The organism is Roseibium sp. SCP14, assembly GCF_040329475.1.
Lineage (GTDB): Bacteria > Pseudomonadota > Alphaproteobacteria > Rhizobiales > Stappiaceae > Roseibium.
Genome location: NZ_JBDZYH010000005.1, coordinates 25,973 through 45,122 on the forward strand (window position 1 = coordinate 25,973; position 19,150 = coordinate 45,122).

General features: G+C 58.0%; 20 protein-coding genes. 13 read left to right on the forward strand and 7 right to left on the reverse strand.

Annotated elements, in window-relative coordinates:
* Nucleotides 1-8: 8 nt before the first annotated feature.
* Nucleotides 9-926: a hypothetical protein gene (locus tag ABLQ08_RS20260; protein WP_352945637.1), complete on the reverse strand. Its 918-nt coding sequence runs from the start codon at nucleotides 924-926 to the stop codon at nucleotides 9-11.
* Between the two features lie 342 nt (nucleotides 927-1,268).
* Between ABLQ08_RS20260 and ABLQ08_RS20265 the strand changes: the two genes are divergently transcribed.
* Nucleotides 1,269-2,561, forward strand: a complete 1,293-nt coding sequence (locus tag ABLQ08_RS20265; protein ID WP_352945638.1) for an Hsp70 family protein — start codon at nucleotides 1,269-1,271, stop codon at nucleotides 2,559-2,561.
* Nucleotides 2,562-2,569: 8 nt separating this feature from the next.
* Here the strand turns inward: ABLQ08_RS20265 and ABLQ08_RS20270 are convergent, their stop codons facing one another.
* From ABLQ08_RS20270 to ABLQ08_RS20280, 3 genes are all read right to left on the reverse strand, one after another.
* Complete coding sequence (locus ABLQ08_RS20270; protein WP_352945640.1) at nucleotides 2,570-2,884, reverse strand: DUF1905 domain-containing protein; 315 nt, start codon at nucleotides 2,882-2,884, stop codon at nucleotides 2,570-2,572.
* Nucleotides 2,885-3,047: 163 nt separating this feature from the next.
* A complete protein-coding gene (locus ABLQ08_RS20275) occupies nucleotides 3,048-4,454 on the reverse strand; it encodes a PepSY-associated TM helix domain-containing protein (protein ID WP_352945642.1) in 1,407 nt (468 codons plus the stop codon).
* An 86-nt stretch (nucleotides 4,455-4,540) separates the two neighbouring features.
* Nucleotides 4,541-4,900, reverse strand: coding sequence for a DUF2946 family protein (locus ABLQ08_RS20280; protein ID WP_352945644.1), 360 nt, complete (start codon nucleotides 4,898-4,900; stop codon nucleotides 4,541-4,543).
* Between the two features lie 436 nt (nucleotides 4,901-5,336).
* Here ABLQ08_RS20280 and ABLQ08_RS20285 point away from each other — a divergent pair, with 436 nt between their 5' ends.
* The 10 genes from ABLQ08_RS20285 (at nucleotide 5,337) to ABLQ08_RS20330 (ending at nucleotide 14,341) form a co-directional block, all read left to right on the forward strand.
* Nucleotides 5,337-5,579 carry a DUF6732 family protein gene (locus tag ABLQ08_RS20285; protein ID WP_352945646.1) on the forward strand — a complete coding sequence of 81 codons (243 nt, stop codon included), beginning with the start codon at nucleotides 5,337-5,339 and terminating at the stop codon, nucleotides 5,577-5,579.
* Nucleotides 5,576-6,697: a sirohydrochlorin chelatase gene (locus ABLQ08_RS20290; protein ID WP_352945648.1), complete on the forward strand. Its 1,122-nt coding sequence runs from the start codon at nucleotides 5,576-5,578 to the stop codon at nucleotides 6,695-6,697. The genes ABLQ08_RS20285 and ABLQ08_RS20290 overlap by 4 nt, the downstream gene beginning before the upstream one ends.
* An 8-nt stretch (nucleotides 6,698-6,705) precedes the next feature.
* Nucleotides 6,706-7,362: a precorrin-8X methylmutase gene (locus ABLQ08_RS20295; protein WP_352945650.1), complete on the forward strand. Its 657-nt coding sequence runs from the start codon at nucleotides 6,706-6,708 to the stop codon at nucleotides 7,360-7,362.
* Nucleotide 7,363: 1 nt separating this feature from the next.
* Nucleotides 7,364-7,600 (forward strand): hypothetical protein, encoded by a 237-nt coding sequence (locus ABLQ08_RS20300; RefSeq protein ID WP_352945652.1) that lies wholly within the window; start codon nucleotides 7,364-7,366, stop codon nucleotides 7,598-7,600.
* A complete protein-coding gene (gene cbiE / locus ABLQ08_RS20305) occupies nucleotides 7,597-8,796 on the forward strand; it encodes a precorrin-6y C5,15-methyltransferase (decarboxylating) subunit CbiE (protein WP_352945654.1) in 1,200 nt (399 codons plus the stop codon). The genes ABLQ08_RS20300 and cbiE overlap by 4 nt, the downstream gene beginning before the upstream one ends.
* Nucleotides 8,793-9,518: a precorrin-2 C(20)-methyltransferase gene (gene cobI, locus ABLQ08_RS20310; protein ID WP_352945656.1), complete on the forward strand. Its 726-nt coding sequence runs from the start codon at nucleotides 8,793-8,795 to the stop codon at nucleotides 9,516-9,518. The genes cbiE and cobI overlap by 4 nt, the downstream gene beginning before the upstream one ends.
* On the forward strand, nucleotides 9,488-11,356 hold the full coding sequence (gene cobJ / locus ABLQ08_RS20315; RefSeq protein ID WP_352945658.1) for a precorrin-3B C(17)-methyltransferase: 1,869 nt from the start codon (nucleotides 9,488-9,490) through the stop codon (nucleotides 11,354-11,356). The genes cobI and cobJ overlap by 31 nt, the downstream gene beginning before the upstream one ends.
* Nucleotides 11,353-12,126, forward strand: a complete 774-nt coding sequence (cobM, locus tag ABLQ08_RS20320; protein WP_352945660.1) for a precorrin-4 C(11)-methyltransferase — start codon at nucleotides 11,353-11,355, stop codon at nucleotides 12,124-12,126. The genes cobJ and cobM overlap by 4 nt, the downstream gene beginning before the upstream one ends.
* Before the next feature lie 119 nt (nucleotides 12,127-12,245).
* Complete coding sequence (locus ABLQ08_RS20325; RefSeq protein WP_352945662.1) at nucleotides 12,246-13,607, forward strand: MFS transporter; 1,362 nt, start codon at nucleotides 12,246-12,248, stop codon at nucleotides 13,605-13,607.
* 104 nt (nucleotides 13,608-13,711) lie between these two features.
* Complete coding sequence (locus tag ABLQ08_RS20330; protein ID WP_352945664.1) at nucleotides 13,712-14,341, forward strand: class I SAM-dependent DNA methyltransferase; 630 nt, start codon at nucleotides 13,712-13,714, stop codon at nucleotides 14,339-14,341.
* 3 nt (nucleotides 14,342-14,344) lie between these two features.
* Here the strand turns inward: ABLQ08_RS20330 and ABLQ08_RS20335 are convergent, their stop codons facing one another.
* The 3 genes from ABLQ08_RS20335 to cobA are packed head-to-tail and all read right to left on the reverse strand — an operon-like array spanning nucleotide 14,345 to nucleotide 17,144.
* The gene (locus tag ABLQ08_RS20335; RefSeq protein ID WP_352945666.1) at nucleotides 14,345-14,944 is read right to left on the reverse strand and encodes a hypothetical protein; all 600 of its coding nucleotides are present in this window, start codon (nucleotides 14,942-14,944) and stop codon (nucleotides 14,345-14,347) included.
* A 21-nt stretch (nucleotides 14,945-14,965) separates the two neighbouring features.
* Nucleotides 14,966-16,288, reverse strand: coding sequence for a cobyrinate a,c-diamide synthase (locus ABLQ08_RS20340; RefSeq protein ID WP_352945668.1), 1,323 nt, complete (start codon nucleotides 16,286-16,288; stop codon nucleotides 14,966-14,968).
* Nucleotides 16,278-17,144: a uroporphyrinogen-III C-methyltransferase gene (gene cobA, locus ABLQ08_RS20345; protein WP_352945670.1), complete on the reverse strand. Its 867-nt coding sequence runs from the start codon at nucleotides 17,142-17,144 to the stop codon at nucleotides 16,278-16,280. Before cobA ends, ABLQ08_RS20340 begins: the two co-directional genes overlap by 11 nt.
* Before the next feature lie 120 nt (nucleotides 17,145-17,264).
* On the opposite strand from cobA, the gene ABLQ08_RS20350 reads away from it, so the two are divergent.
* Nucleotides 17,265-18,362, forward strand: a complete 1,098-nt coding sequence (locus ABLQ08_RS20350; protein ID WP_352945672.1) for a cobalt-precorrin-5B (C(1))-methyltransferase — start codon at nucleotides 17,265-17,267, stop codon at nucleotides 18,360-18,362.
* Nucleotides 18,349-19,104, forward strand: coding sequence for a cobalt-precorrin-6A reductase (locus tag ABLQ08_RS20355; RefSeq protein WP_352945674.1), 756 nt, complete (start codon nucleotides 18,349-18,351; stop codon nucleotides 19,102-19,104). Before ABLQ08_RS20350 ends, ABLQ08_RS20355 begins: the two co-directional genes overlap by 14 nt.
* Nucleotides 19,105-19,150: the final 46 nt, after the last annotated feature.

The window sequence follows — 19,150 nt, forward strand, 5'->3', positions numbered from 1 at the left end:
TCTCACCGTTATCGCGATTTCAGCAGCAAATCTTCATATACTCTTCTATTGTAGCACGGAACTACGGCATTACTCAGAACCTGATGTGAAAAGAACTTTAGACTATGAAAGAATGTCCATTTGGGATTGCAAACTTCTTGCCGTACTTCTTGCAGACCGGAAAAATAGGCCCACCAGAGCTTTGCTCCTCTTTTCAGATATCGTCCATCGACGGTTTCGCCGGCAAGGATGGCTGGCATTTGACGCTTGATTTCGAACAATCGGAAGGTCGCATCACGCTCCTTCATAATGTCAATTTGCATTTTTGACATATTAGATTTCAGGTGCTGCTTTCTTGGCCGATAGTGGCCCATCGGCGTCGCATCAACGATTGCGACCTCGTTCGCAGGATCGTCAGTCAATTGATGCCAAAAGAAATCCAAACCCAGCGCAGCATGCCTGTCCTTGAACAATGGCAAAAGACGCCTGACAATATCTCTGTGCATGATCGGCATCATCAATTCGACAAAATTCGTGTTCCTGAAACTAAAGCTTGGGTTAACAATTGTCATTCGGTCAGCATAGTAACTGTCAGGCTTGAGCGCTGGTTGAGCAAGTTTGAAGTTCTTTTCAACAACAGTGTCTAGGAACTGACCAGCGACGGCCGGCGTCGTTTCGATGTCATCGTCTGGAAACCAGAAATACTCGTATTTATTAATGTAGTTCGGATTATCGTAGAAAAAATCATAAATACCCGTCCATTTTCCACCTGAAAAATAATGTAATGACGGAATATCTCTGACGTTCGAGATGTCTCCATACAGGCTATAGCGATAATCACTTATCCGCCTTAGAGAATCATCCTCCGCCCAATTCGATGTATCTGATTTTTTGTCAGTTCTTATTAAGATGAATACTTTATCATTCATACGATCAGCACCGACCATTCTATTCACTTTACCTGCGGTTAATTCATGAACTAAAAAGCGCCAGGCGAAGGCGATATGTGAGCTGGTTTTGGCAATTTGTACTGAAACCGTTTTGAACGTACATGCACCGGCCCTTCTTACAGGCTATGCGGTTCGATTGCCATGGCTGTTTCTTTCTTTTGAGCCTGAGGTTTCAGAATACGGTCCTTGACGGCCTGTTGAGGGACTTTTCCCTTGCCTTTCGACCGTTTCCCGCGTATTTCCCCTCGCCCATTCCAATTCCAGTACCACACATCCCTGCCGGGAATGCACCTCGCACCCGGCGGTCCTTCGGCTTGCTGTTTCAACGAGGATATTGCCATGCACCAAACAATCGGACTTGATTTCGGCACCTCCAACACCGTGGCGGTTTCAGCAGACAGCGACTTTGCGACACAGCCGATTTCATTCGGAGATGGCAACGAAGTCTTCACATCGCTTGCAACGGTCCTGAGCTTTCTCGACCGCGGGGCAGCGCGGGCGTTGAATGCCGAGGCGGGACCCTGGGCGATCAAGCAGTTTCTGGAAAGTTACGGCGACGTGCGGTTTATCCAGTCGCTGAAAACGTTTGCTGCAAGCCCGGTTTTCAAGGGCACAGGCGTCTTCGGTGTCCGGTTCGAGTTTGAAGACCTGATGGCCACTTTTCTTGAGTGTGCGTTCGAGCGCGCTGGTACGGCATTCGATCCATCTTCGACACGGCTAACCGTTGGCCGACCGGTGGAATTTGCCGGGTACAATCCGGATGAAGCGCTGGCGATGGAGCGGTATCGCAGGGCGTTTCAGAAGGTCGGTTTCAAGGACATCCTGTTCGTGATGGAACCCGTCGGTGCGGCATTCTCCTACGCCCAGTCTCTCGAGAAAGACACCACAATACTGGTGGCGGACCTCGGTGGCGGTACCACCGACTATTCCATCATGCGGTTCGAAATGTCCGCAGGTCACCTGAAGGCAACGCCGCTCGGGCGTGGCGGTATCGGCATTGCCGGCGACACGTTCGATTATCGCATCATTGACAATGTCATCCTGCCGAAACTCGGCAAGGGCTCGACCTATAAAAGCATGGGCAAGGTACTGGAAATCCCACCCAACCTGTTCTCCAACTTTGCCCGCTGGCACATGCTCTCGATCTTCAAGACTTCCGACGACTACAAGGAAATGAAGAAGCTGCTGCGCTGGTGTGTGGAGCCGGAGAAGATTGAGCTGTTCATCGATCTTGTCGATGAAGACCAGGGGTATCCGCTTTACAAGTCCGTCTCGGAAACCAAGGCGCTCCTGTCTTCTGAAGAAGAAGCAGAATTTTCCTTTGCGCCTCTCGGCCCGGACTTCAAGGCAAGTGTCTCCCGAAAGAATTTCGAAAACTGGATCGCGCCGGACCTTGCCAGGATGGACAGGGCACTGGATGCAACCCTCGCGAAGGCCGGTCTGACCGAAAACGATATCGATCGGGTGTTCATGACCGGAGGCACTTCCTTCGTTCCCGCGGTTCGCCGTCAGTTTGCCAACCGGTTCGGGCAGGAGCGGATGTCAGGCGGCAACGAGCTGACCTCGGTCGCCAACGGCCTTGCACTTATCGGCGCCCGTGAAGATGCAGGCGATTGGGCAATCGCGGCCTAAGCCTCCACTCAAAATCCTGGTGGTGCCAGGAGTCTCAAGATCACCTCGGTTTTATCTCCGGCAGATATCTTCTGCGCCCTGCGCACCGCAGCTTTGACCGGGAGCAGAAATGAGCCGGAGGCCTTGTCGGGCCAGATTGTCGTGTCCCAGGTCGATGAGCCGATGCTGGCTTTCACTTTGATCATGCCCCAGGCCCGACCTTTCCTGCTGCCGGTGTAGAACCGGATCTGATCCGCACAATCCTGTGGCAGCGTGATGAAGGTCCAGCCCCCCGATCCGGGCGAGAGCCACAGCTCTCCGGAAAATTCCAACTGATCAAGCACTTTGTCTTCTTCATGTCCTGGAACAGCATGATTGCAGTGTCTTGCGACAGGTCATTCCAGAAAACAATCGTCGCCGTCAACCCACTATGCCGACGTCTTCCGGTCTGCTGTCGCGTCCAGACACTGGAAGTACCGGGCGCTGATAAAAGCGCCCGGACAAGGTTCATCCAAATGCTTTCCGGAGCGCCGGCACGCGCTTCACCAGGATGTAGTCGAGTGCCAGGACAGTCAGCAAGGTTATGCCGACAAGCGGAAAGGCCAGCGACAGGAACAGCATCAGGATCATCGCGCCACGCCAATGCGGCAGGTTTTCCGGCGTCTTCGGAGCAAACACGCGAAGAGCAGCCCCCTTTGGCCGCCGGAGCCACCACATCGCAACACCGCTGACACACAGGAAAATCACCGACAGGCAGACAATCGTGTTCAAGATGAAGTTCCACAAGCCAATCAACCCCATATGCAGCGGAATGCCGACTGCCATGGCTTTGCCGGCAAGCGAATAATCCGCAAAGGCGACATTGGCCAGTACCCTGCCCGTATATTTGTCCACATGAACCGTCCGATCCGAGAACGGATCTTCGGCATCGGCGCTCATAGTATCCTGATTGATCGTCCAGACCCCTGTCGCACCGTTCGGGTAGGCAACACGGTAGCGGGCGTTAAAGCCGATCGCATCGGCGAGCTTCGCGACACTGTCAATGGTGACCGGTACGCCGGGGGCGATCCCCACGACACCGGCTTCAGATCCCGAGGTGGGCATTGGGGTCTGTTCGATGGCCCAGGGCACTTCCCCCACAGGTCCGTGGTTCATCGAAGCATGGGTTTCGTCGGAAAGTGGCACATTGTTCCATTTTTCAGCCGGAAAGGTATTCCACGCCTGAACCAGCTTGCTGCCCCACACTCCCGTCCAGGCCATGCCAGATATCAGGAAGAGCAGCAGGACCACCGACAGATAGACGCCGACATTGGCGTGCAACGTCTTCCAGAGTGCCCGGCCCCGTTCGCTCAGGTCCGGCAAAAGTGTACGCAGCAAGGAGCGGTCTCGCGGCCACCAAAGGTAAATGCCGGTCACAATCAAAACGATCGCCAGCCCGGCTGCGATTTCCAACAACCGGTCACCTGTCGTCCCGAGCATAAGGTCGCTGTGAATGCCGTCGGCAAAGTCGTACCAGCCTTGACGCCGTTGCCAGCTCTCAACCACGTCACCAGTGTAAGGGTCGACCGCGACCATGGTCTGGACGCCATCGGTCTTGATCCGGAATACGGAAACATTGTCGCCGCCCCTGCCCTTGAGCCATTCGACGATCTTTCCATCCGGCTGGGTTGCGAGAGCTGCCTCCGCTTGCGCCGACACGCTTAGTGCGGCGGCTCCGGATGGAACCGGCACGGTGATCTTTTCGCCGTCACGGCCGTCGAAATAGCCGATATACATCATGATCAGGCCCGTCACGGCCAGGATCATCAGAAACGGGATGACAAACAGTCCGGCATAAAAATGCCAACGCCAGGCCGCCAGATAAAAGCGGTTGGGGGTGGACGCACCTATGGCGCCCCGAGAGATGTTGCTCATGGGATCTCCACACCGGAACAGCCGCGAACTGGCAACGCTGCAGGCAGGTCCGGTTTCAATTGAAATTCAGATAGGAAGCGGGAAGATCAGGCCCCATGAGGCGGCGCGCGGGCGCCGTTTTGGCCGAGAACGGCGGATTGCCGCCAGGCAATGGCCTGCGGGAAAGGTTTTTGTTGCGCAATGACATCCGGGAGGGCGACTTCGGGCTGCTTGCCCGCCTCCAGGAACGCCCCGACACCGGCGAACACACAATGTTCCATCGCGCCGGTTTCCGGCTCCTCGTCAGAGCCAGGCGGGATTTCAACACCATTTGCGTTAAGCGTAACGGTTCTGATGCCTTCGGTCGTACACAGCGTGACCGTAAAGCCACCCTCGGCCTGAACCGAAGGCATGAAGCCCTGGGGCACAAGCGCACTGAAGACAAACGGCAGGAACAGCAGTGCCAAGACTGCTGATTTCACATCCGGAAATTTTAGCCGGAATTGTTTCAAGTTCCTGTTGCCCCCGATTCAGAACCGCAGATCCTTAAGACATAATCGGTTCAAAAACAAACCTGACCGATACAGAAACTCCAATGCCCAAAACCCAACGGACCGGCGCCGAATTGCCGGATGTGTCCGATTGAACCAAAGGATGTCGCTTTCGTGCTTGATCCGCTCTCAGGCGTCCCCTAATGTGCCGCGATCCGACGGCGTCCTTTTAGGGACTGAAAGCGATTCTGGATGCGGTTGACCCAAATAGGGGACCAATGCCGGAGCTGTCCAAGACACTTGCAGGAGCGTGGCTCAGTGCCCGCTGTTGCGTGCGTGTCTGCTTTCATCTCCTTCAATGTGCCGACAACACAAACCGCCACTTCGGCGCCTGCCATACTGGGGGAGATACATGACCCAACGGACTATTCTTGCCGGCCTTGCCGCCGCTATCCTGCCCACGTCCGCCTTCGCTCACGGCGGTCACCTCGGCGACCTGGCCGGACACTCCCATTGGGTCGGCGTTGCCGCCCTTGCAGGTGCGGCACTGGTGGCCGGTCTGGTTGCTCTTAAAGGACGCAAACAGAAAGACGCCGAAGACGCGCAGGACATTCAGGGCGAAGAAGAAGAAACCGCCGGGGAAGCCGCTCAATGAGTGAAAAACTCGGCTTGATGATTTGCGGCCACGGCAGTCGCAACAAGGGTGCGGTCAAGCAATTTGCTCAACTGGCGGAGGGTCTGAAAGCCCGGTTTCCGGACTGGCCGGTGGAATACGGCTATCTGGAGTTTGCCAATCCTGTCATCCATGACGGCCTGAACAAGTTGCGGGAACAGGGCTGCACGCATGTGCTTGCGGTTCCGGGAATGCTGTTTGCCGCCGGTCACGCCAAGAACGACATACCCTCGGTTCTGAACACCTACCAGGCGATGCACCCGGAGATGAAGATCTCCTATGGCCGAGAACTGGCCGTGGACACGCGCATGGTCAAGGCGGCAGCCGCCCGCATCCAGGAAGCGATCGACGCATCTGACAGCGACGTTCCATTGCATGAAACCCTGTTGATGGTCGTCGGACGGGGTGCGTCCGATCCGGATGCGAATTCCAACGTTGCCAAGATCACCCGGCTTCTTTGGGAAGGATTCGGGTTCGGCTGGGCGGAAACCTGTTATTCCGGTGTCACGTTCCCGCTGGTCGGGCCCGGCCTGGAGCACGCTGCCAAGCTCGGCTACAAGCGCGTCATCGTTTTCCCGTATTTCCTCTTCACCGGAGTGCTGGTGCAGCGCATTTACGGGACAACGGACGAAGTCGCCGCCAAGCACCCTGATATCGAATTTCTCAAGGCGGATTACCTCAACGACCATCCCCACGTGATCGACACGATGGCCGACCGCGTCCAGGAAATCCTGGAGGGCGCAAACCTGATGAACTGCCAGATGTGCAAGTACCGGGAGCAGGTGCTTGGCTTCGAAGCGGAAATCGGGCTTGCCCAGGAAAGCCATCACCATCATGTGGAAGGTCTTGGGGCCGAAGCAGAGTGCAAGCTTTGCGACGAGTTCTGCAGCGGTGCTTGCGAACAACAGGTGCAGGCAGGTGGTCATCATCACCATCACGGACATGGCCACCACCATCATGATCACCACCATCATCATGGCGATCGTGATCACGGTCATTCGCACGGCCATTCACACGACCACGATCACGGCCACCACCACCATCCCTATCCGCATGCGGATCACCCGCACGGACCGAAGTCGCTGGTCCGGGAAAGGTAAAAGAGAACGTGTCAACCGATACCGTCCCGGCTTACAGTTACGAGAAAGATCCTTCGGCGATTTATCGCCAGTCTTTTTCCATCGTGCGGGAAGAAGCGGATCTCTCTCATATGCCGGAAGGGTTGCGGCCCGCCGCCATTCGCCTGATTCATTCCTGCGGCATGACCGACCTGCCGCAGGATCTGGCATGGTCGGAGGATGTAACAGAGGCCGCCCGGCGCGCTTTTGCAGAACACGCAGCCGTTTTCTGTGATGTGGAAATGGTGGCTCACGGCATTATCTCTTCCCGCCTGCCGAAAAACACCGAAGTCATCTGCACCCTGAATGACAGCTCGGTTCCGGATCTCGCACGAAAGCTCGGTACGACTCGATCGGCAGCCGCCATTGAACTCTGGCGCGATCGGCTTGAAGGTGCGGTGGTGGCGATCGGCAATGCCCCAACTGCGCTGTTCCACTTGCTTGAGCTGATCGCCGCAGGCGGACCGAAGCCTGCATTGATCCTCGGATTTCCGGTCGGATTTGTCGGGGCAGCGGAATCGAAAGACGCACTCATCGCCAATCCCTTCGGTATGCCGTTTCTCGCCGTCAAAGGCCGCCGGGGAGGTTCCGCAATGGCCGCTGCTGCCGTCAATGCGCTTGCCGCCGGCTTGCCGGAGGAAAAATGACATGCCCGAGGGTTTCAAAAGCAAGGGGCTGAAGTCGGTTTCTGGCGCAAAGCCGCTACGTTCGAGAGGTTTCCTGTCCCAACCTGACGGTCAGGCTGTCACGTCGGAGACGGAAGGGGACATGAAAAAGCATCATCGTTCGCGTGGCGCGCGGCAAGCGACCGTTTCGACCGATGGGAAACCGACAGATCTCTCCGTGAAACCCGCCATCAGGCCTTACACCCTGGAGGACGAATGACCTCCCCTTGGCTTACACTGATCGGAATTGGCGAGGACGGTGTCCTGGCGCCTGGAGGAGCGGAAGCTCTGGGTCAATCCGATATCGTCTATGGCGGTACCCGGCATCTTGAGCTTGCCGGCTCCATACAGGCGGAAAAGCGAACCTGGCCTTCTCCTTTTACTTCGGTTTTTGATGAACTCGCCGACCTGAAAACCCGGAAAGTCGCGATCCTGGCGACTGGCGATCCGATGTGGTTCGGCATTGGCTCATCGCTGTTGAAACGCTTTAATGCCGACGAAATGACGATCCTGCCGTCGCTCTCGGCGTTCCAGCTTGCAGCCTCCCGCATGGGCTGGGCCGTGCAGGAAACCGAATGCCTTTCCGTTCACGGACGGCCGGTAGACCTCTTGCGTTGCGCGCTCTATCCGGGCGCCCGCCTTATCACTTTGACAAGCGGCGCCGACACGCCCCGGCAAGTGGCCGACCTTCTGGCCGACGAAGGTTACGGGCGAACCGGAATGACCGTTCTGGAGCATATTGGCGGCGAAAGGGAACGACGCGTTGCCGGGACTGCGGAGAATTGGTCCTTCGAAGTCGCGGGTTTCCATACGCTTTGCCTTGACGTTGTCGCCGATCCCGGCCTCAGACTACGCGGGCGAACACCTGGACTTCCCGACGGCGCCTTTCGCCACGATGGCAAGATGACCAAACAGGATATTCGTGCGGTCACGCTGGCGGAGCTGAAACCTTACCCCGGCGCCCTGCTTTGGGATATCGGCGCCGGCTGCGGTTCGATTGCCATTGAATGGCTGCGCTCGGCCAACCGTACTCGAGCCATCGGCCTGGAGCCCCACGCCGAGCGCCGGCAGATGGCAGCGGAAAATGCGGTTGCCCTTGGCGTGCCTCAACTGGAGCTCAAGGATACCGCGGCGCCGGATGGCCTCGATGGTCTTCCAGAGCCGGACGCCATCTTCATTGGAGGCGGGTTGACGGTTTCAGGCATTGTTGATGCCGCATTGAATGCCCTGCCCTCCGGCGGAAGGCTGGTAGCTAATGCCGTGACGCTGGAAAGCGAAGCGGTGCTTCTGGCCGCATACCAGGCGCTTGGGGGAACATTGAAAAAACTGTCGGTACATCGTGCAAGCGCAGTCGGCGGGTTGACCGGCTGGCGTCCGCTCATGCCGGTGACCCAGTGGAGTTACACCAAACCATGAGCGGAACCCTTTACGGCATTGGTCTGGGCCCCGGAGATCCGGAACTGATGACCTTGAAAGCGCACCGGTTGATTTCGTCTGCAAAGGTCATTGCCTATCCGGCACCGGATTCGGGCGAGAGCTTTGCCCGCTCGATCGCGTCTGCCTCGATACCGCCCGGTGCCCGCGAAATCCCGATCGTAGTGCCTATGCGCGTCGACAGGTTTCCAGCGCAGGAAATCTATGACAAGGCCGCGGGAGAAATCGCCGAAGCTCTGGCTGCGGGACAGGACGTCGTGACGCTTTGCGAAGGTGACCCGTTCTTCTACGGCTCCTTCATGTATCTGTTTGAACGTCTCTCCGACCGGTTTGACATCGAAATCGTACCGGGCGTCACATCGTTGACGGCATGCGCGGCACAGCTTCAGCGGCCGCTGACATCGAGAAATGACGTCCTGACCGTCATTCCCGGGCCATTGCCGGATGAAGACATCCGGCAAAAAATCAATGAAGCCCAGGCTGTCGCCATCATGAAGGTCGGCCGGCATCTGGCGCGTCTCAAGGCGCTGCTAGGCGATATGAACCTGCTGGACAGAGCAGGTTATGTGGAACGCGCCAGCCTGTCCGAGCAGAAAGTTCATCGTCTCATCGATCTCGAGACCGACACCGCCCCCTATTTTTCCATGATCCTCATCTACAAGGGAGAAGAAGCGTGGACGCTTCCCCCATCCTACTCGTCCTGAACCAGGCCGGCCTCGATACGGCTGAAGACGTTGCGAAGCGCTTTTCGACAGCTCGTATACACGGGCTCGCGGGCCGCGTTCCGACGGCGGACACCCAGTTCAACGAAACACTTGAACACATCCAGCTGCTCTTCAAGGCCGGGCACCCGATCATCGGTTTTTGCGCCAGCGGCATTCTGATCCGGGCCCTTGCGCCGATCCTGTCGGACAAGCGCAACGAGCCGCCGGTGATTGCGGTTTCCGAAGACGGTTCAAGCATCGTTCCGCTGCTGGGCGGCCATCGGGGCGCCAACGAGCTTGCCCGCATTCTCGCCAAGTCGCTTGGCGGTCATCCGGCGATCACAACAGCCGGTGACACCAAGCTCGGCATCGCGCTCGATGTTCCGCCAAAAGGATGGTGCCTCGCCAACCCGGAAGATGCAAAGCCGGTGATGGCTGAACTCCTGTCTGGAGCTTCAGTACGCCTTGAAGGCTCCGCTGACTGGCTTGCCGACGCCAACCTGGACCAGGCCGACGACGCTGCCATATCGCTTGTCGCAACCGAAAAACCTGTTGAAGGCAGCCCGACGCAGCTCGTCTATCATCCGCAGAAATATGCCGTTGGTGTGGGCTGTGCCCGCCACTGCGACCCCCGGGAACTCATCGAACTGGTCGAAGCCAACCTTGCCGAGGCCCGGATCGCCAAGGGCGCCGTCGCCTGTATCGCAACCATCGACCTGAAGGCCGATGAAGAGGCGATGAATGTTCTGGCAGAGCACCTGGGCGTGCCACTGCGCCTGTTCTCCGCAGAAGAATTGCAACGTGAGACCCCGCGTCTGAAAAACCCTTCCAATGTGGTCTTTGCCGAAGTCGGCTGCCACGGGGTGTCGGAAGGCGCAGCACTTGCCGCTGCCGGAGCTTTCAGCGCGCTGACTGTCGAAAAGCAGAAAACGGAAAATGCGACCTGTGCCATCGCCCGCTCCCCTCAGCCGATTGAGCCGGAAGCTGCCGGGCGGGCGCGGGGCCATCTTTCCGTGATCGGGATCGGCCCCGGCAAAGATGACTGGCGCACGCCCGAGGCCACCAGGCTTTTGTCCGAAGCGTCCGACGTGGTCGGCTATTCGCTCTATCTGGACATTGTCGAGAACCACATTACCGGCAAGACCCACCACAATTTCCCGCTCGGTGCGGAGGAAGACCGGGTCCGGTTTGCGCTCGAAGAAGCCGGCAAAGGCAAGAACGTCGCGTTGATCTCTTCCGGAGACGCCGGAATTTACGCAATGGGCTCGCTCGTCTACGAACTTTTGCACCGTAACGCGGAATATGGCGGCGTGTCGGATGCGGCCAAGCGGGTCAGCGTCACGAATGCGCCCGGCATCACCGCGCTCCAGGCCTGTTCCGCGCGCATCGGCGCTCCAATCGGTCATGACTTCTGCGCAATCTCGCTCTCCGATCTTCTGACCCCCTGGGACGCGATTGAGAAGCGACTGCATGCGGCGGCTGAAGGTGATTTCGTAATCGCCTTCTACAATCCGGTATCAAAGCGCCGCCGGACGCAGCTGGCAGCGGCCAAGGACATTCTCCTGCAGCACCGCCCGGCCACCACTCCCGTCATTCTCGGTGTCAATCTCGGCCGGCCGGAAGAGACCCTGCGGGTCACCACGCTTGAAGCGCTCAGCGTGGACGACGTCGACATGCTCACCACCGTGATGGTCGGCTCTTCCAACACGAGAGCGATCATGAAGGGTGACGGCAAGATCTTCGTCTACACCCCGCGCGGCTATGCCAAGCGCATCGACGCACCGAAGGCAGAGCAGGCTCAAACCAACACTCCAGAACTGGAAGAGCAAAAGGCATGACCGTACATTTCATTGGCGCAGGCCCAGGAGACCCCGATCTCATCACCGTTCGCGGCTTGCGGCTGATCCAGTCCTGTCCCGTCTGCCTCTATGCCGGTTCGCTGGTACCGGAGCAGATTGTTGCCGCCGCGCCGGAAGGTGCTCGCGTGATCGACACCGCTCCGATGACGCTGGACGAAATCATCGATGAGATCAAAGACGCCCATGACAAGGGTCTCAATGTTGCCCGCGTCCATTCCGGCGACCCTTCCATTTATGGAGCGACCGCGGAACAGATGCGCCGGCTGGACGCACTTGGCATCGACTATGATGTCACACCGGGCGTGCCCGCCTTTGCCGCAGCTGCAGCAGCATTGAAAACGGAACTCACGATCCCCGAAGTTGCCCAGACCATCATCGTCACCCGCACGGCGATGCAGTCTTCGGCGATGCCCAACAACGAGGATCTCGACACTCTGGGCAAGAGCGGCGCAACGCTGGCAATTCATCTTTCTGTCCGCAACGTCCGCGAGATCGAACGCCAGCTTACCCCGCACTACGGTCCGGATTGCCCGGTGATCGTCGCCTATCGCGTCGGCTGGCCGGATGAAGCGTTTATCCATGCCACGCTTTCGACGCTTGCTGAAAAGATCCGCGCCTCAAAGATCACGCGAACGGCTCTGATCTTTGTCGGCCACGCCCTGAATGCGGGGAATGACTTCCGCGACAGCGCGCTCTATGACGCCGATCACGTGCACGTATTGAGACCGAAGAAGAAAGCCAAGGCCTGACAGAGAACCCCTCTTATCTTGCGCTTGCCGGGTGTCTGCGACTACCCTCATCAGGTGGTATTGTTGAGCTGTCTGCCCCGCAGCGGACGGCCAATGGTCGCGAGCCAACGGGGGGCGTTATGGGCCTTTACTCGGAAGGAAACCGCAAGTGGTGGCTTCTGGTCGCCGTCAGTTGCGTTCTCGGACTGGTGCTTCTGGATGAGACGGTGGTCGGCATCGCCCTGCCGACGATCCAGGCAGAACTGGACCTGTCACTCAACCAGTCACACTGGGTGGTGAACTCCTACCTCTTGGTCTTTGCCTGTTTTGTGGCAGTCGGCGGAAAGCTGGGCGACCAGTTCGGCATGCTGCCGGTATTCCTGACGGGGCTTGCGGTTTTCGGCCTTTGCTCGGTTGCGGGCGGTTTTGCTCCATCCGGCGAGGTGCTGATCACCGCCCGGGCTCTTCAGGGGATAGGCGCGGCGATCATCTTCCCGCTTTTCGTCGCCATGACGGCCATGACCTTTCCCCAGGAAGAACGCGGTTTTGCCCTTGGAATCGGGGGTGCCATCGGTACGATTTTCCTGGCAATCGGCCCGCTCGTCGGAGGGCTCCTGACAGACCTGTTGTCCTGGCGCTGGATCTTCTGGATCAACCCGCCGATCGTCATCCTGATCGCCGTGGTCACATTCGTTTCCTGGCGGGACGTTGACCGGCCGCCACCACCCCCCATCGATTGGACCGGCCTTGCCCTGATCGCATCGGGCATGTTCTGCACAGTCTTCTCGCTGATGCAGTCCGAGGACTGGGGATGGAACTCCCCAGCCGTTTCGGGACTGATGGTTGCCGGATTGGCATTGCTCGTCGTATTCGCGATTTATGAATTGCGTACCGCCAATCCGCTGATCGAGGTCGACCTGTTCAAGATTCCGGTCTTTACGGCATCCAACCTGACGATCTTCGTGGCGCAGTATTCCAAAATGCCGATATTCATTTTCGCAGCGCTTTACGCTCAGACGGAACTTTCATTGTCGCCATTGGGCGCCGGCATGCTTGTCATGCTTGCGGCACTTCCCCAGCCCTTCGTAGCGCCCTACTGCGGAAAACTGACGGATCAGCATCCTCCCGGTCTGCTGGCAACCGGAGGCCTTTTCGGCATCGCCGTTGCGATGGCTTTACTCAGCCTCGCAGCTCCGTTCGGCAACATCTGGCTGTTTGCTCCCGGTTTGCTGGTTGCGGGAATTGTCACTCCGTTCGTTTTCGTTCCGACACAGGCGGCGATCATGGCGTCGCTGCCCGAGCACAAACATGGGCAGGGTGGCGGCATCTCCATGTCCAGCCAGATGATCGGGGGAACGGTCGGACTGGCCGTCTGCAGCACACTGTTCGCGTTTCACAAGAGCTACGTTCTCGTGTTCGCTTCAACCGCTATGCTTCTGTTTGTCGTTGCCGCACTCTGTCTCTTCCTGTTCCGCCGGTCGTCTCCGGTACAGACGGTTTGAACTGGTCAGGACCGAATTGATGCGAGACCCGAGCTTTCGGAAGTCTTGATTTGCAACGGTTCGGCGTTGTCGCATAGACTGTTCCAACTGGACAGGAGGCGGTCATGAATGACGAGAATGCTCTCTTGAAACAGGCGCTGTTGCTTGACGGCAGTCCTGACATGATCCGGAAATTCTATGAAGGCTGGTCTCATACCTACGATACTGACCTTGTTCAGGATATCGGCTATATCGGCCCCGAGATAGTTGCTGACGCCTTATGCAAAAAAGTTTCAAATCACGCCACGATCCTGGACGCAGGTTGCGGCACCGGCTTGGTGGGTGTTGAGCTCCTGAAACGCAAACCTGGCCTGATCGTTGATGGTGTCGACCTCACACCGGCCATGTTGGCGCAATCGCGCCAGAAGGGTGTGTATCGCAAGCTGAACGAAGCCGATCTCAACAGCCAGCTGACCGAGTTCGCGCATGATTTTTACGACGGCACCGTGAGCGCAGGCGTTTTTACCAACGGCCATGTCGGACCCAACGGCCTCGACGGACTGATCCGCGTTACCAAGCCCGGAGCACCGATCGTCCTGACCGTACGAGACAGCGCCTGGGAAGTGGATGGCTTCAAGGACAAGATCGAGCAGCTGGAAAGCGAGAATCGAACACGAACCACCAGCGTGACACACAGCCCCTACCACACCAATGAAGGCATCTACTGTCAGCTTGTCGTGCTGGAAGTTGTTTGAGTTTCACCAGCCGCATTTCCTGCGAACGGTATCGTGCAGTTCCGCCAAACCGTCGACCTCAAACCGCAAGTGAAACTCAGCTCCGTACCTGTCATTCATCGAAATCTGGAGCCATCCACCTTTCCTTGAATTGAAAAGCAATGAGTTTGCGTGGCCGGGGTACTTTATCATGACGAGATTGGCATTACTGATGGGTGGTTCCAGGTGCCTCAAATAGGCTTCATATTCCGCGGCAAATCCTTCAACCGGCACGACGGGCATCTTTCTTTCAATATCGTCTCGCAGCTTGTACCTGGCGTCCTGATCCGAAAGCAGCTTGAAACGGTCGTCATCCGGCAAGGCAATGAACGAAACGCCGAAGAAGTCCTTGTCCAGACAATAAAAGACCAGGGAAACCCTTTCTCGCTTACTGTCTGCTGTGCTGCCTGACACACTCAGGACAATTACGTTTTCGTGCAGCTTCGACCGGGAAATGCGCAGCGTCCAATCATTGCTGGTTCGAAGCTCAGTGCGAGGTGCAAACCTTAGCTGAGGGGCCATGATTGCAGACTGGGCAGCAACCGCAGCAAGCAAAACCAGAAGTCCAGCGATCAGAATTCTCATAAAACACCATTTGGGTGACGGTTACGCCCCAAGTGAAATCACATGAGCGAACGACCCCATCACTGTCCCGTTCCGCAGTCCCATGTCCGCCAGTCCATTTCCTTCTGCGTCCTTTGCCCGGAACAGTCTGTCCGCCCCTTTCTCCGAAACGATCGACGCATAGTGGAACTCGTGTGCTGCCAGGTTTCCTTTCCAGGGCAGACCGCCCAGCGGCTGCAGCTCTCGATACCCGAGGTGCCGCTTTCGAGCAGCGAAAGACGTTTCAAGAGGCAGCAAGTCCAGCATTTCATGCCGATTGCCGGATGCATCAACAATTCCGCTTCCAAGCGTCATGTAGCCCCCGCACTCACCGTAAACGAGTTTGCCCGCCTGCGCGGCATCCCGAAGCCCGGCCTTGAACCGGCTGGCATCCGCAAGTTTTCCCGCATGCAGTTCCGGATATCCGCCCGGCAAATACACGGCGTCAGCACCTGCTTGAGGCATCTCATCTGCCAAAGGCGAAAAGAAGCTCAGCTCGGCGCCTGAATTTTGCCAATGGTCGAGTAGGTGCGGATAGGAAAACGCGAAAGCAACGTCACGTGCGACGGCAACCCGTTGTCCGAGCGGAGCAGGCAATTTCAGCTCTACCTTAGCCGGAGACCGCAATGGAAAGGCGGCACCTTCCAGGGCGGACAGGTCGACATGCTCGCTGCACACCGTTGCTGCCTGCTCCAGAAATGCTTCCAGTTCCAGGTGTTCACCTGCCTGAACGAGCCCAAGGTGGCGTTCCGGCAATTCAAGCGCCTTCAATCGAGGTAACGCCCCGAGAACTGGAACATCGAGCGGAGCAAGAGCTGTTCTGAGCATGGTTTCGTGGCGCGCGCTGCCAAACCGATTGAGTATGGTACCGGCGAGCTTCACATCCGGCCTGTATGACCTGAAACCGTGCACCAGCGCGGCAACCGACTGGGCCTGCTTGGCGCAATCGACCACAAGGATCACCGGTAGTCCTACTGCGACGGCAAGGTCGGCCGCAGATCCTCCACCGCCGGCTGCGCCGTCGAACAGTCCCATGGCCCCCTCGACAATCAGAAAGTCGTGTCCGGCAGCGTGACGACAGGCCAGGGAGCGCAAGGTTCCCGTGTCCATGGCCCAGGCGTCGAGGTTGACGCATGGCCGCCCGCTCGCGGCTTCATGAAATTTCGGATCGATATAGTCCGGTCCGGATTTTGCGGACAAAACTCTTCGCCCGGAGGTCTTCAGCGCCCTCAAGAGTGCGAGAGTTGTAGTCGTCTTGCCGGCTCCGGATGATGGCGCGGCAATCAAAAGGCCTTTTGCGGCAGATGCCGGACCACTATCCGGCATCGGCGGAACGTGTGTCCGGGCGGAGCCCGAGGGGATCCGACGTCAGGACCTTGCCCGACATGGCGCCAAGCCAGTCGAGACCGCCACGAAGACGAACCACCTCGCCAACGCAAACGATTGCCGGCGGTTCGATGCCGGCTGCTTTCGCATCCACAAAACACTTGCCCAGTGTCGTCTCCAGAACCTGTTGCCCATCCAGCGAAGCATTGCACACGATGCCCACAGGCTCGTCCACAGACCGTCCACCGGCCATGAGTTTGCCGGCTATCGTTTCCATGTGCTTCATCGCCATATACATGACGATCACCGGAGACCCCTTGGCAATTCCTTCCCAGTTGATCGCATCCGGCGTCAGGCCCGTCTGGTCATGACCCGTCAGGAAGGTAACAGCCTGGTTGCAATCACGGTGCGTTGCCGGAATACCCGCATAGGCGAGTCCGCCGATCCCTGCAGTGATACCCGGGATGATGCGGAACGGCACACCAGCCTCGACCAGCCCCAGCGCTTCTTCGCCGCCCCGTCCGAATACGAACGGGTCCCCGCCCTTGAGGCGAAGCACACGCTTGCCTTCCTTGGCGTAGTCAATCAACTTCAGGGTAATGTCACGCTGCTTGGGGCTAGGTTTTCCGCCGCGTTTGCCGGCGTAGTCGGTAATCGCGCCCGGCTTGACCCAATCAAGGATGCTCTTGTCGACCAGGGCATCATAAACAACCACATCGGCCTGCCTGAGGCCGTTCACCGCATGCAGGGTCAACAACCCGGGATCTCCCGGACCGGCACCGGCCAGCCAGACCCAGCCAGCGTTGAATTCCGGTAGGCCTTCCGGCATGTGATTGTTGTGTTCAGTACCCATCATGGTTCCTGTTTACCTGCCCCACGGTACTGCGCCAAGCGTTTCCACGATGGAAAACGATACGATTCCGACATTTTGGAACTATGTGGCGAAAAGCAGGAATTCTTGAGCTATAGAGATCTCATGTCGAAGGTGGAAACCAAAGAGCTGAGACGGGGATGGACGACAGGAGCCTGTGCAACGGCTGCTGCCAAGGCCGCTTACACCGCGCTGTTGACCGGCACTTTTCCAGACCCTGTGGAAATAACTCTGCCGAAAGGCGGAACCACCGATTTTGTTCTGACCCGGCATGGTGTTTCACCGACCGAGGCCTTCGCCACAATCACCAAGGACGCCGGCGATGATCCGGACGTCACCCATGGAGCCCTGATCACCTCAACTGTCCGGATTCTGCCCGCGGGAGATGGCGTGCGCTTCAAGGCGGGCGAAGGCGTCGGCACTGTCACGAGACCAGGCTTGCCGATCTCTCCCGGAGAACCGGCCATCAATCCGGTACCGCGCCAGATGATGCAAACCGCCATTGCTGAAGTTGCTGCCAGGACGGGGGCACCCGGCGACGTTGAAATCGAAGTGTCGATTGCCGGTGGAACCGAGCTTGCGCGGAAAACCATGAATTCCAGACTGGGCATTGTCGGCGGGCTGTCGGTCCTCGGCACGACAGGGATCGTACGTCCCTTTTCCTGTGCCTCCTGGATTGCCTCCATTCACCGGGGGGTCGATGTTGCCCGGGCGATCGGCCTCACGCACGTCGTCGGCGCGACCGGTGCGTCCTCGGAAGATGCCGTGCGGGCCCGGTACGATCTGGATGAAACCGCGTTTCTCGACATGGGCGATTTTGCGGGAGGGTTGCTGAAATACCTGCGCAATCACCCGGTGGAAAGACTTACCCTTGCCGGAGGATTTGCAAAATTCTCAAAGCTGGCGCAAGGCGCGCTCGATCTTCATTCCGCCCGCAGTTCCGTCGATTTTTCTTTTCTGCAAGGATTGCTGAGAGAAGCAGGTGCTTCGGACGGGCTGATCGAGAGTGCCGCTTCCGCCAACACCGCCAAGGAAATTCTGGACCGGTCCCTCGCCGAAAAGCTTGATCTCAGCACCTTGCTGGCAAAGCGTACCAAGCTAGCTGTACGTCAGATCCTGAGAAACGCGCCGGTGTCGGTCGAGGTTCTTGTTACCGACCGACAAGGCAACATTCTGGGAGAATGCGGCTTTGACGACACCTGAACACATTCTTCTGCTTGCGGGGACGCAAGAGGCTCGACAGCTTGCCGGCCGCATTGCAGCAGAGTTTCCACAGCTGCGGTTGACCGCGTCCTTCGCCGGTGCCGTGCGCGATCTGCCGGATCTGGGTGTTCCAACGAGGGTTGGTGGTTTTGGCGGTGTCGACGGGCTGGTCCGTTTTCTGCGGTCGGAAAGTATCAACCTCATCATCGACGCAACCCATCCCTTCGCCGCCCAGATGAGCCGGAATGCGGCCTTGGCCGCCGAAACGCTTTCAATTCCGGTCATCCGATTGGAACGCCCCGCCTGGCAGGCGGGTCCGCGAGATCTCTGGCAATCCGTCGCTTCCATGAACGAAGCGGCAAATGCCCTTGCGCCCGGCGCGCGCGCTTTTCTGGCCATCGGACGCAAGGAAATACAGGCATTCACGAAGCGTTCGGATATCTACGGCCTTGCCCGCATGATCGAACCTCCTTCCCCACCCCTTCCCGCCAGTTGGGATCTCATCCTGACCCGGCCTCCGCATTCGGCTGACGAGGAAGCCGAATTGTTCAGAGCGCGTCACATCACTCATGTCGTGACCAAGAACAGCGGCGGCGAAAGGTCCTATGCCAAAATCGAAGCCGCCCGACACCTTCAGCTGCCAGTCATCATGATCGAACGACCGAAATTGCCGGAAGTGAATAGTGTACCGGCGATTATGGAACTACTGGACAAGACGCGAGAATTTTTGCCGTTGAGCTGAAGGCTTAGACTGTTTCAGATCTGGTAAGCACACCCAGTTACCGATC